Origin of the sequence: Microbulbifer weihaiensis, assembly GCF_048323715.1 — a bacterium.
In the GTDB taxonomy this organism is placed as follows: domain Bacteria; phylum Pseudomonadota; class Gammaproteobacteria; order Pseudomonadales; family Cellvibrionaceae; genus Microbulbifer.
The window spans coordinates 1-12112 of record NZ_JBLWFL010000006.1; the positions used below are offsets into that span (position 1 = coordinate 1).

At 56.9% G+C, this 12112-nt stretch carries 12 protein-coding genes; 6 read left to right on the forward strand and 6 right to left on the reverse strand.

The genetic code is table 11. The features are described 5' to 3' along the window. Window positions 1–74: 74 nt before the first annotated feature. The 3 genes from ACNKU7_RS08195 to acnB all read right to left on the reverse strand — a co-directional run bounded on the left by ACNKU7_RS08195 (window position 75) and on the right by acnB (window position 4046). Complete coding sequence (locus ACNKU7_RS08195) at window positions 75–407, reverse strand: hypothetical protein (protein ID WP_418296490.1); 333 nt, start codon at window positions 405–407, stop codon at window positions 75–77. Between the two features lie 199 nt (window positions 408–606). Further along, entirely contained in the window at window positions 607–1122 is a 516-nt protein-coding gene (locus ACNKU7_RS08200) for a DUF3592 domain-containing protein (RefSeq protein WP_418296491.1), read from the reverse strand. 308 nt (window positions 1123–1430) lie between these two features. Beyond that, window positions 1431–4046: a bifunctional aconitate hydratase 2/2-methylisocitrate dehydratase gene (gene acnB, locus ACNKU7_RS08205; protein ID WP_418296492.1), complete on the reverse strand. Its 2616-nt coding sequence runs from the start codon at window positions 4044–4046 to the stop codon at window positions 1431–1433. A gap of 389 nt (window positions 4047–4435) precedes the next feature. Between acnB and ACNKU7_RS08210 the strand changes: the two genes are divergently transcribed. The 3 genes from ACNKU7_RS08210 (at window position 4436) to ACNKU7_RS08220 (ending at window position 6389) form a co-directional block, all read left to right on the forward strand. Further along, complete coding sequence (locus ACNKU7_RS08210) at window positions 4436–4897, forward strand: DUF1289 domain-containing protein (protein WP_418296493.1); 462 nt, start codon at window positions 4436–4438, stop codon at window positions 4895–4897. Between the two features lie 44 nt (window positions 4898–4941). After that, entirely contained in the window at window positions 4942–5853 is a 912-nt protein-coding gene (locus ACNKU7_RS08215; protein WP_418296870.1) for a lipid kinase, read from the forward strand. 110 nt (window positions 5854–5963) lie between these two features. Then, complete coding sequence (locus ACNKU7_RS08220) at window positions 5964–6389, forward strand: hypothetical protein (RefSeq protein ID WP_418296494.1); 426 nt, start codon at window positions 5964–5966, stop codon at window positions 6387–6389. 46 nt (window positions 6390–6435) lie between these two features. Here the strand turns inward: ACNKU7_RS08220 and ACNKU7_RS08225 are convergent, their stop codons facing one another. Then, the gene (locus tag ACNKU7_RS08225) at window positions 6436–7365 is read right to left on the reverse strand and encodes a hypothetical protein (RefSeq protein WP_418296495.1); all 930 of its coding nucleotides are present in this window, start codon (window positions 7363–7365) and stop codon (window positions 6436–6438) included. Window positions 7366–7609: 244 nt separating this feature from the next. Between ACNKU7_RS08225 and ACNKU7_RS08230 the strand changes: the two genes are divergently transcribed. Next, window positions 7610–8230, forward strand: a complete 621-nt coding sequence (locus ACNKU7_RS08230) for a MiaE family protein (RefSeq protein ID WP_418296496.1) — start codon at window positions 7610–7612, stop codon at window positions 8228–8230. Window positions 8231–8239: 9 nt separating this feature from the next. On the opposite strand, the gene ACNKU7_RS08235 is transcribed toward ACNKU7_RS08230, so the two are convergent. Together ACNKU7_RS08235 and ACNKU7_RS08240 are read right to left on the reverse strand one after the other, a co-directional pair. Then, on the reverse strand, window positions 8240–8500 hold the full coding sequence (locus ACNKU7_RS08235; RefSeq protein WP_418296497.1) for a DUF3081 family protein: 261 nt from the start codon (window positions 8498–8500) through the stop codon (window positions 8240–8242). Window positions 8501–8608: 108 nt separating this feature from the next. Further along, complete coding sequence (locus ACNKU7_RS08240; RefSeq protein ID WP_418296498.1) at window positions 8609–9550, reverse strand: hydrogen peroxide-inducible genes activator; 942 nt, start codon at window positions 9548–9550, stop codon at window positions 8609–8611. 124 nt (window positions 9551–9674) lie between these two features. Between ACNKU7_RS08240 and ACNKU7_RS08245 the strand changes: the two genes are divergently transcribed. Then, window positions 9675–10349 (forward strand): carbonic anhydrase, encoded by a 675-nt coding sequence (locus ACNKU7_RS08245; protein WP_418296499.1) that lies wholly within the window; start codon window positions 9675–9677, stop codon window positions 10347–10349. A 91-nt stretch (window positions 10350–10440) separates the two neighbouring features. Next, a complete protein-coding gene (locus tag ACNKU7_RS08250) occupies window positions 10441–12078 on the forward strand; it encodes a SulP family inorganic anion transporter (RefSeq protein WP_418296500.1) in 1638 nt (545 codons plus the stop codon). The last annotated feature ends 34 nt before the right edge of the window (window positions 12079–12112 follow it).

The following is a 12112-nucleotide window of genomic DNA, read 5'->3' on the forward strand; positions in this document are numbered from 1 at the left end:
TGAATGCGATGATTCGAGAAAAACAAGCGTGGTGTGCAACTTAAATTTTGGGTGGTTGACACCACAGTCGCTTGTTAAGTGAGAAGCGGGAATTGGTACCTGGTTTCATCTTTAGAACACGCATCATCACCACGACTGTATACAACAACAAAGTCATACAATTTCAAATCTGAAGACCTGACGGACAATAAATACGCCTTACGTGAGCCTTCTTCTTCTACCGTTTCAAGCATGGCAGCAAACGTATAGCTTTCGTTTTCCTTTCTTCTAACCCCAATACTCTTGAATCCCAATCCTTTGTATTTATTTTTAACACTTATCTCTAAATCAATAGTGTTGTGCTCAGCCCCAACGTGAATGACACTAAAGATTTCCTTTGGAGCGACTTCGCTAGTTTCATCATACACATGCGGACATGAAATAGAGAGCGCGTACGCCGCAGACGAGCAAGAGATAAGCAATATTAGTAGGAGGTAATTTATCGTCATCATCACTTAACGCCTAGCGCAGGCGCAGCCAGCGCGGAGCTCCTTTTGTGTTAATGTTTGAGCGACAGCGAGTAACACAAAAGGTGTGTAGCGTTGGCTGTCGCTCTGCCGCTGCTTGTTACGTTTTTTGGATCTGCTCATACATCCGGTCCCCCAGGTCAGAATCATGCCCCATTACCTCAGCCATGAACCAACCATAGCCAAATATAAAAGCAAGATACAGCACTGCAAGTATCGGAATAGCAATTGCAGATAGCCTGCTGAAAGGTTCAATCTCAATAAATGCTACTTTTGGCGATCGAGGCAAAACCTTGACATTAACGCGATCACCCACCTTGTATTTTTGAAGAAGCTCGTGCTCAAAGTTATGATCTTTGAACAATTGTGGAGACCGTAGAAGCGGAGTATCTGAACAGTATTTTTGACCGTCAAAATCATACTCAAATTTTATATTTGCCTCGTAAACTCGCTGCCCTTCTGTATTTGTAAAATTTGCAAGTTTGGATTCTATGATTTCTCCGTGCACTACAGGGTATGACTTCCACTTCCCCTGAATGCGCCGATAGATGTAGGTTTGCCCTACACCAATAAATGCCAAAATCAAAAATCCAACGTATTTTAAAATTCCCAACATACTTATTTTCTACCGAAACGTAACAGTTTATTCAATAGCCCCACATATAGGCAGAATGCCTATATGTAGGCATCTGGTATCCATATCTGCCAATAATGCCCAGATATGCCCATATCGTTCAAGTTTCCTAGATGCCTAGATCTGGGCATTCGTAAGTTCGCACAGTGGCTGCTCTGAACATTCAATTGTCGAAAATTGCGACATTGCATGGGGGCTTGATCGTTTTAACTGCCAGGGAAATTTTTCGGCGGGCATAAAAAAGCCCCGCCGGGGAGGGCGGGGCTTTTTAGTGTGCTTCAGTCTGTTACTTAAATAGCAACGTCCTGAATTTCGGTAGCGGCGATGCGCTTGCCTTCTTCGGCAGATTTCTGGAATTCCTCAATCTGGTCGAAGTTCAGGTAGCGGTAGATCTCTGCAGACATGGCGTCCAGGTTCTTGGCGAATTCCTGGTATTCCGCCGGGGTCGGCAGCTTGCCCAGGATCGCGCCCACGGAAGCCAGTTCCGCAGAGGTCAGGTACACATTGGCACCGTCGCCCAGGCGGTTCGGGAAGTTACGGGTGGAGGTGGACAGTACGGTGCTGTTCGGCGCTACACGTGCCTGGTTACCCATGCACAGGGAGCATCCCGGCATCTCGGTGCGGGCACCGGCGGAGCCGTAGATGTTGTAGTAGCCTTCTTCCATCAGCTGGTGCTCGTCCATCTTGGTAGGCGGAGAGATCCACATACGGGTGGAGATGCCACCTTTGTGCTGCTGCAGCAGTTTACCCGCGGCGCGGAAGTGACCGATGTTGGTCATACAGGAGCCGATGAACACTTCGTCTACCTTGTCGCCGGCAACATCAGACAGCAGGCGCGCGTCGTCCGGGTCGTTCGGTGCACAAACGATCGGCTCTTTCACTTCCGCCAGGTCGATTTCGATCACGGCAGCGTATTCCGCGTCGGCGTCGGCGCTCATCAGTTCCGGGTTGGCCAGCCACTCTTCCATGGCGCGTGCACGACGCTCCAGGGTGCGCTTGGAACCGTAACCTTCGGCGATCATCCAGCGCAGCAGGGTGATGTTGGAGCGCAGGTATTCGGCGATGGCTTCTTCCGGCAGCTTGATGGTACAGCCAGCAGCGGAACGCTCGGCAGATGCGTCAGACAGTTCGAACGCCTGCTCTACGGTCAGGTGATCCAGGCCTTCGATCTCGAGGATGCGGCCGGAGAAGATGTTCTTCTTGCCTTTTTTCTCGACGGTCAGCAGGCCCTGCTGGATAGCGTAGTAGGGGATCGCATGTACCAGGTCACGCAGGGTGATGCCCGGCTGCAGTTCGCCCTTGAAGCGCACCAGTACGGATTCCGGCATGTCCAGCGGCATAACGCCGGTCGCAGCGGCAAAGGCTACCAGGCCAGAACCGGCCGGGAAGGAGATGCCCATCGGGAAGCGGGTGTGGGAGTCACCACCGGTACCTACGGTGTCCGGCAGCAGCATGCGGTTCAGCCAGCTGTGGATGATGCCGTCACCCGGGCGCAGGGAAACACCGCCACGGTTCATGATGAAGTCGGGCAGGGTGTGCTGGGTGTCGATGTCCACCGGCTTCGGGTAAGCCGCAGTGTGACAGAAAGACTGCATGGTGAGATCCGCGGAGAAGCCCAGGCACGCCAGGTCTTTCAGTTCGTCGCGGGTCATCGGGCCAGTGGTGTCCTGGGAGCCAACGGTGGTCATCTTGGGCTCGCAGTAGGTGCCCGGACGGATACCTTCAACGCCACAGGCCTTGCCAACCATTTTCTGGGCCAGGGTGTAGCCTTTACCGGTATCGGCCGGCTGCTCCGGCTTGCGGAACAGGTCGGAAACCGGCAGGCCGAGGGATTCACGGGCCTTGGTGGTCAGGCCGCGACCGATGATCAGGTTGATACGGCCACCAGCCTGAACTTCGTCCAGCAGTACGTCGGACTTCAGTTCGAATTCAGACAGTACCTTGCCGTCTTCGGCCAGGATCTTGCCTTCGTACGGGCGGATTTCGATCACGTCGCCCATGTTCAGCTCGTCAACCGGGGCTTCGAATACCAGTGCGCCGGCGTCTTCCATGGTGTTGTAGAAGATCGGAGCCACTTTGCCGCCGATACAGATACCGCCACCTTTCTTGTTCGGTACGCCCGGCAGGTCGTCACCGAAGAACCACAGTACGGAGTTGGTGGCAGACTTACGGGAAGAACCGGTACCTACTACGTCACCAACGAAGGCAACCGGCAGGCCTTTGGCCTGGATTTCTTCGATTTGCTGCATCGGACCGGTAACGCCGTGTTCTTCCGGAGTCAGGCCGTCGCGGGTCATTTTGTACATGGCGCGCGCATGCAGGGGGATGTCCGGGCGGGACCAGGCGTCCGGTGCCGGGGACAGGTCGTCGGTGTTGGTTTCGCCGGTTACCTTGAATACGGCAACCTTGATGCTCTCGGCGACCTTGTTGCGCTTGGTGAACCACTCGCCGTCAGCCCAGGACTGAATAACGCCTTTGGCGACTTCGTTGCCGGCTTTGGCTTTCTCTTCCACGTCGTGGAAGGCGTCGAACATCAGCAGGGTGTCTTTCAGCTGCTCACCGGCCAGCTCGGCCAGGTCTTTGTCGTCCAGCAGTTCAACCAGGGTGGAAATGTTGTAACCGCCCAGCATCATGCCCAGCAGTTTGGTGGCGTGTTCGCGGTCGATCAGCGGGGATTCCGCTTCGCCTTTCACGATGGCGGTGAGGAAGCCGGCTTTTACGTAAGCAGCTTCGTCCACACCCGGCGGTACGCGGTTGGTGATCAGGTCGAGCAGCTCCTGCTCTTCACCGGCGGGCGGGTTCTTCAGCAGTTCCACCAGGCCGGCAACCTGTTCGGCGTTCAGGGGCTTGGGTGGGATACCTTGTTCGGCGCGCTCGGCGACGTGTTTGCGATAGGCTTCAAGCACGGATAATTCCCTCTCTGTATATGGGGTAAAACCAACAGCTTTTCAGGGTTCCGGAAGTGTATCTTCTTTTCGACCGGATCCCCGTTTTCATCGGTGGCCGCTGGAGGCGGGTGGCGAATTCTACAATAAAAGCGTTCACGCTGTTAAGTTCGCTGAAAAATCAATAACTTACGCAAATTGCGATCATTCACAAAACAAATAGTGGTCGTATTTTTACCGCGCTGGAAGTGAGAATTACTCGCATTCCGTGGCGCAAGTATCCATTGTGTGAATGGGTGTGAAGGGCAGAATCCGCCGCTGAAAAAATGCTATTCTCTGCGGCCTGTAATTACACGGGTTTGCTTGAGGCCTGTGAAATGCTTTGATTGATTCACGAGGATTTCTGCTGCATGGCGATTTACAAAAAAGTACGCACGCCCTGCATTGGTGTTTGTTCCACGGGAATTGGCGATAACGTCTGCCGCGGTTGTAAACGCTTTGCCCATGAGGTGATCGACTGGAATGCGTATAGCGAGGATCAGCGCCGGATTATCGCAGACCGCCGTGACGGTTATCTTGCAAATGCGGTGCGCAGCCAGCTGGAAATCATCGACCAGCAGGTGCTGCTGTCGCAGCTGCGCCACCAGCAGATCCGCTTCAATGAAGACCAGAATCCGTATTGCTGGGTGTTCGAGTTGTTGCGGGCGGGAGCCAGCCAGATCCGGGATCTCAACGAGTACGGTCTCGCGAGAACCGCAGCGTCCCAGGGGGTATCGCTGGTGGAGGTGCGCCAGCGCATCGATGAAGATTTTTATGCGCTCTCGGTGGCGTACTATCAGCGCTTTGTGGCACCCGGTGTGCGCATCGCCTGAACCATTCTATTTACGAGCGGTTTGACCAGATAAGGAGCCGCGCTATCACTCTTCAGCGCACCAAATTCCAGCGTGCAGTATTGATTGAAAACCCGGCCAGCCGCCGGGGAAATACCGCTGTGTTGGATGAGGGGGTCTCAAGCCTCAAGCGGGCCGGGTTATCGGTCGAAAAAGTGGCTGCCGAGTCCGTGGAGCAGAGTCGTGAGGCGATTCTGCGCTGCGGAAAAGAGGTTGACCTGGTTATCGTCGCCGGTGGTGACGGCACCGTCAGCTCCTGCGCGCCGGCGTTGCTCGAGCGCGGATTGCCATTTGCCATACTTCCTCTTGGTACTGCCAATGATCTGGCCCGTTCCCTCGGCATCACCGATCTCGATCAGGCATTTGCCGCCATTCAGGCGGGCTTTACCGCAGCGATCGATATTGGTGTGGTCAACGGTCACCATTTCTTCAATGTTGCGAATCTTGGGCTGGGCGTGAAAGTCACCGAGGAGTTGACGCCCGAACTGAAGCAGCGCTGGGGTGTTTTAAGCTATTGCAAGGCGCTGTTTTCAGCGCTGGCGCGGCACCGTCAGTTCAAGGTCTCAATCAACGCCGATGGTAACAATTATTCAATGCGGTCTATCCAGCTCGCCGTTGGCAACGGGCGCTTTTATGGCGGCGGCAACGCGGTTCACGCCTCGGCAAAAATTACCGACGGTCTGCTGCATCTGTACAGCCTGCGCCCACAGGGTGTCCGGGAGTTGCTGACGCTGGCACCGCTGCTGCGCATTGGCAGGCATGATGATGTCCGGCGCACTTTTACCGTGGAAGGCCAGCAGATCCGTGTTGAGACCCGGCCGGAAGGCATGGCGATACATGCCGATGGTGAGCCTGTTACCGAGACGCCAGCGGAGTTTATGGTAAAACCGTCAGCGCTCACGGTGGTGGTGCCGGAACAGGCAGGTGAGGGCATTTAACTGTGACTGGCATGGAACCATAGGCGTTTGCGGGTGGCTCTGTGCGGCAATAAGCGTGAGTGCGCGGTGTCATGGTGTGTTGGTATCAGGAAAAGGAAAGTCAGGAGCCGATGAGTATTTTGCGCGATGACGCCCAGGTGGCGTTGCACGACCTATATATCGCATTGAGGGAGAGTATCGACCTCTACCAGTTTGCCGGGGAATATCTGCACGGAGCGGCGGCAAAAACGTGTGCGTCCATCGCCGCGGATCGGACGGAGTTGGCTGCCCGTGTGGCTGAGGCCATCCGGGCTACTGGCGATTTGCCGGCTGAGCCCGACCGGGATCGCGAGACAGCGGAGAAACTTCGTGAGCAGCTTGATGCCCTGTTTGCGGATGACCGGGAGGAGGGGATTATCGAGCACCGCCGTCGCGCCGAGCGTGAGCTGCTGGCGTTACTCGATGGTGAGACTCTGTCGGAACTCGGTGGCGGCTATGCCGACCTGCTGGCGCAATGTCGTACCAGTGTCACGGTGGCGCTCGAGCAGCTCGGTTAGCCCGTCCGGAAATTTGTTGCTGCGCTGCTTTAGGCTCTGTTAGCGGCTATTGGCCGGTATGTAAATGCACGCGCAGTGCCGGGAGCAGTGGATCTGCGGCGATTTTCAGGTCGCGCCGCTGGCGCCGGCGGCCCGCGGGTGGTTCGTGCTCCACCCGTGTAAATTCAGGCAGCCGTCTGCCGCTGCCTGCTATTCCGCGATTCCCGCCGTTTCCGCTTTCCACCAGCACCGGCATCGCCGCATACCCTACCTGGCGGTAGGTGTCCTCTTTTTCTCCCGGCTTTCCGTAGAAGATCTCGGCGACCTGCAGGTTGGCGCGGCTCTGAACCTGGACCTGGCGCAGCAAGTCGTGTTGCCGGGGGTGTAGCCCAGCCAGCAGTTGCCGTTGGTATTGAATGCCGGCGTCTTCTCCCAGAGGGTCGAGCTGCACCAGTTTTTTCTCACACCACTGTACAGTCACTTTCTTGATCGACTTGCGCGCCTTGATCCAGCTGAGGGTTATGGCGTCGGGCCTTTGTGGGCAGAGAAGGATCTGCCGGTAGCACTGGCGCAGGTGCGCCCGTGGATAGCCCGCATCTAGCAGCGCCTCCCGCAGTTGTCCGTCGCGTTCGAGGGTGGGGCGGTCGCCCAGAATATTCTTGTACTCGCTGGTCAACTGCTGAAACTCGGTCTTGGCCTGGTTCAGGTTCTGGGCGAGGGCAATCACGTGGGATGGTGCGGCCAGCAGTCCCGGGATTTGCAGGGTGTGTCGCGCGTCGCCGAGTTCGGCTTCGCCGTCGTAATCGAGCTGGGCATAGAGTGCACCCGCCAGACAATAGGGCGACTCGAATGTCTGATTGAGGCGCAGCGCGGCGTCGCGAGCGAATGCGGGTTGCAGCAGAAAGCTTTCCCACAGGCCGTTATCGAGCTCTGACAAGGCCTCACGCAAGGCCGAGGCCCGTTGGTGCATGGCAGCCAGCGCGCCAGGAAAGGACATGCTGATGGCACGGAGGCGCTGTACAGCGGTGCTTGAGAGCGGCTTGCTGGCCAATGGGGTTACGCTCGCTTTTGCGGTGACGGAGCTTTAGATATTAATCCACTTATTAAGCCGTTATCAAATGCTCTGGTAGCATCTGTCCCACGAACCGATCCTGCCAATACCCGTTGGGTTATCCAGGTGGCGGGGGAGGCGCTATAATGCGCCGCCTTTCCCGTGGTTTATTAAAGATTCGCCGTCGCCTATGTCTATCGAAGTGCCCGATCTCTCCGCCATCCATGATTTTCTACTCTGCCCCACACCCGATGCCTGGGTTGAGGCTGCGTTGTCGGAGCCCGCGTTAATGCTGGTCGATCACGCAAACTGCGAGAAGAAGGCCGCGGGCACGGCGTTGAATCTGATGTTCCGCTATCTGGACAATTTTGATCTGCTCAACAAGATGTCGCGCCTTGCCCGGGAGGAATTGCGTCATTTTGAGCAGGTGATCGCGATTATGAAGAAGCGCGGTATCGCCTATCCGCATATCAGTGCGTCGCGCTATGCCGCCGGGCTGCGCAACGAGGTTCGCTCTGCTGAGCCGGGCCGGCTGGTGGATACCCTGATCTGTGGTGCGATCATCGAGGCGCGCTCCTGCGAGCGTTTTGCACGCATTGCGCCGCACCTGGATGATGAGCTGCAGAAGTTCTACTTCTCATTGTTAAAGTCGGAAGCGCGCCATTTCCGCGATTACCTGAGTCTCGCGCAGAGCGTAAGTGATGAGGATATTGAGCCGCGAGTGCAGGCGCTGCTGGAAGTGGAGCGGGCGCTCGTCGAAAGTGGTGATGGCGAGTTTCGCTTTCACAGCGGCGTGCCGGGAATTGCCTGATGCGGAGCTTCAACTTCGCTCAACTTTTCCCAGCAGGTCAATAAATTCATCCAGATCCAGCGAACTCCGGCAATCGATGGTAAATTTGTTGTGAAAAAATATTGTCAGCTCGACTTTGGCCGATCGTAAAAAAATCGTGTAGCCGTCAAAGTCGGTGCTGGCGGTCAGGCCCCGATACTGCCAGCCGTTTTCCGTTTTTTCCCCGTGCTGGGTGATTTTGTCGAACACCCGCAGCGCCTGCTTGATATCAATCTTTTGTTCCGTATTCATTCTTGAGCCTCTGGATCCCGGTCCGCTATTTGTGTGGCCCACGCTGCGAGCAGCTTCAGCCATGGGGGGCTGCTGGAAGATTTGCCTGTCAGGTGGGTTGCAGGAAGTCTACTCGTGAACGCTCACAATATCGCCCAGCCGTTCGCGCACAATTTCACGAATGTCTGCCGCCAGCGCCCGGTAGTACTGACGGGCGGGTGCGCTGGCTCGCCACACAAGACCGTGTTGACGGCGGATGGGCTTCGAGCGGATTTCACTGACGTGTAGCGCCTCGGGGTTATGCATTTCCGAGTGTACGTAAAGTCCCGGCAAGAATGCCACCCCAAGCCCCATAACGACCATTTGCCGCAGGGTATCCAGGCTCGTGCCTTCGTAGTCGCGCTGCAGGTGTGCGCCGAGGCGCTGGCAGATTTCCTGCACCTGGTGATGGAAGTGGTGGTGGTCTTCCAGGGTCAGGACTTTCTCTCCGCGCAGCTGGGACGGGCTGACCGTGCTTTTGCCGGCGAGCGGGTGATCTGCCGGCACAACAAATTTCAGCGGCTCGGTGAAGAGCGGTTCAATCGCCAGGTCGTCCCGCTCGATCGGCAGGGGGACGATGGCAATGTCGTAGGTGCCGTCTGTGAGGCCCCGCAGCAGGTTACGCGGTGGCGCCTCGCGCACGTAGAGTTTCAGGCGCTGATGTTGGTGGTGCAGGGAAGGCAGGACATTCGGCAGCAGATATGGCCCCAGGGTGGGTGGAACCCCCAGTTTAAAGGTGGTCTGGTGGCCCTGTCCCACCATTTCTGCCAGCCCGGTAAACTCGCGCATGCTGAGAACCAGCTGGCGCGCGTGCTCCAGCAGTTCCCGCCCCTGTGGTGTCAGCAGGGTTCCAGTGCGGTTTCGCTCAAACAGCGATAGCCCCAGAGTGGTCTCCAGTGCCCGGATTTGCGTCGTCAAAGCCGGCTGGCTGACCCGGAGTTCTTCAGCAGCGCGGCGGAAACTGGATCTCGACGCAATGGTCACAAAATACTCCAGTTGCTTGATGGTCGGGGCGGGAAGCTGCACTGGCACATTCACTCCGTTAGATGGTTGATAATTAAAGGTTATCAGCAAATGGTATTTTAACTTATTGAACTATCAAAAAATAATGGATTCCAACAAGTTTGCTCAATAGTTGTTATCAAGAGGAGTTTCCATGGATCACGTGATTTCTGGTGTTGCGAAGTTTCAAAAAGAAGTTTTTCCGACCAAGCAGGCCCGCTTTTCCAAGTTGGCGGACGGGCAGAACCCGGAAGTTTTGTTCATTACCTGCGCGGATTCGCGCATTGATCCGAACCTGGTGACTCAAACCGAGCCCGGCGAGCTGTTTATCTGCCGCAACGCCGGCAATGTGGTGCCGCCCCACAGCAGCCAGACCGGCGGTATGACTGCGTCTATCGAATTTGCCGTGGCCGCGTTGGGTGTTTCACACATCGTAGTTTGTGGTCACACCGATTGCGGTGCCATGAAGGGCGCAATCGCTCCGGAAAAGCTCGAAGGCCTTCCGCACGTGAAAGAGTGGCTGGGCCACTGCCGTTCAGCTACCGAAGTGGTGCGCGGCCGTCACGGCGACCTGTGTTCTGATCACCTGGACGAAGTGACCTTCGAGAACGTGATCCAGCAGATGCAGCATCTGCGTACTCACCCCGCTGTAGCGAATGGTATTGCCAATGGCGGCATCACCCTGCACGGCTGGGTTTACAACATCGGCAGCGGCGAAGTGCTGTGCTTGGACGAGGGAACTCGCGAGTTCAAGCCGATGGAAGAGCGCTATCGTTCCCTGTTTGGCGAATTGCCGGAAGTGGTAACTGGAGGAGCCTGCGGCGCCTGATGCGCAGAAGTTTCGCCGCGCAATATTTTCATATCAGGAGTGGTAGCGTTCTTGCAGGGAAGTTGAATAGCTTGAAAAAGGTAAGGCTGTCATGAAGTTTGATTTGTCCAATTTGCGCGGCGACATCACCGGCGGTATTACCGCCGGTGTCGTTGCGTTGCCACTGGCGCTGGCGCTGGGTGTGGCCTCGGGTCTCGGCCCCATGGCCGGCATGTACGGTGCAATTGCCGTAGGCTTTTTCGCTGCCCTGTTTGGCGGTACCGGGCCGCAGATCTCGGGTCCCACAGGCCCGATGGTTGTGGTGCTGGCTGGTCTCTTCGCCAGCCTGTCCGGCGATGCGTCGCTGATCTTTACTGCGGTACTTCTCGCTGGCTTGCTGCAAATTGCCTTCGGACTGTTTGGCATTGGCCACTACATCCGGCTGGTGCCTTATCCCGTGATCTCGGGCTTCATGACCGGCATCGGTGTCATCATCATTATCCTTCAGCTCAATCCGTTGCTCGGGCATGCATCGCCAAGCGGCACTCTTGGTGCGCTTGGGCATATCCCGGAAGCGTTGTCGGAAGTCCACGGCGCTAACCTGCTGCTGGGTCTGGCGACACTGGCAATGGTCTACTGGTGGCCGAGCAAGTGGGGGCGTTACGTTCCTGGCCCATTGGCCGCCCTCGTGGTTGGCAGCATTGTGGCCTTCTTCGCGCTGAAGGTGCCGGTGCTTGGCGCTATTCCAACCGGTTTGCCGGAGTTGCATCTGCCGGTGTTCGGCGGTGACATGATGTGGCTGGTGGTGGAAGCGGCAATCATCCTTGCTGTGCTGGGTTCACTGGATAGTCTGCTGACTTCGCTGGTGGCAGACAATATGACCCGTACCCGTCACCACAGTAACAAGGAGCTGATCGGGCAGGGTGTTGGTAATGCTGCTGCAGGTCTGATCGGTGGTATTGCCGGCGCTGGTGCGACCATGCGTACAGTGGTGAATATCCGCTCCGGCGGTCAGACCCGTCTTTCCGGCATGATCCACTCGCTGGTGCTGCTGGCGGTGGCACTGGGCCTGGGTCCCTTGGCGGAGAATATTCCGCAGGCGGTGCTGGCCGGTATTCTGGTGAAGGTGGGGCTGGACATCATTGACTGGAGCTACCTGAAGCGTGCCCACCAGGGGCCCCGCTGGGACTTGATCCTGATGGTGCTGGTACTCGGTCTGACCATTTTCGTCGACCTCATCACTGCGGTCGGGGTTGGTGTGGTGCTGGCGGCGTTGGCTTACGTCAAGCAGGTGGCGCGTCTGCAGATCGAGCATTTGCGCAACCTGCCGGAGCATCTGGATTCAGAGGATGATCGCGAGATACTGTCGCGCAACCGGGATCGGATCGCGCTGTTCGAGTTCAGCGGGCCGCTGAGCTTTGGCGCGGCTGCAGATCTGGGCCATCACGTGCGTGAGGAGAGTGCTTCGGGCTCCCGGATTCTGATTCTCGACTTCTCCGCGGTACCGTTTTTGGATCTTTCCGCCGCACTGGCGGTGGAGACCATTGCGGCCGACGCCCGCGATAGTGGCAAGTGCCTGTATCTCGCCGGTATGAACGATGAGGTGTTCAAGGTGCTGAAAGGCTTGAACGGAAGGATACCCGCACAGGGTTCGTTCAAGGATCGCAGTGAGGCTTTGAAAGCGGCGGAAGTCGCGTTGCAGCAATCGGATGAGCCGAGCGTCACGGCGCTGCCAAGTGGGGCCAGCTAGCGCGCTGGTGTCCTGAAAGTAACGCAAAGCCCCG

Coding starts and splice junctions, on each gene's coding strand:
- ACNKU7_RS08250 (WP_418296500.1), top strand. CDS start 10,441: ATGAAGTTTGATTTGTCCAATTTGCGCGGCGACATCACCGGCGGTATT.
- ACNKU7_RS08230 (WP_418296496.1), top strand. CDS start 7,610: ATGTCTATCGAAGTGCCCGATCTCTCCGCCATCCATGATTTTCTACTC.
- ACNKU7_RS08220 (WP_418296494.1), top strand. CDS start 5,964: ATGAGTATTTTGCGCGATGACGCCCAGGTGGCGTTGCACGACCTATAT.
- ACNKU7_RS08225 (WP_418296495.1), bottom strand. CDS start 7,365: ATGTCCTTTCCTGGCGCGCTGGCTGCCATGCACCAACGGGCCTCGGCC.
- ACNKU7_RS08235 (WP_418296497.1), bottom strand. CDS start 8,500: ATGAATACGGAACAAAAGATTGATATCAAGCAGGCGCTGCGGGTGTTC.
- ACNKU7_RS08245 (WP_418296499.1), top strand. CDS start 9,675: ATGGATCACGTGATTTCTGGTGTTGCGAAGTTTCAAAAAGAAGTTTTT.
- ACNKU7_RS08200 (WP_418296491.1), bottom strand. CDS start 1,122: ATGTTGGGAATTTTAAAATACGTTGGATTTTTGATTTTGGCATTTATT.
- ACNKU7_RS08210 (WP_418296493.1), top strand. CDS start 4,436: ATGGCGATTTACAAAAAAGTACGCACGCCCTGCATTGGTGTTTGTTCC.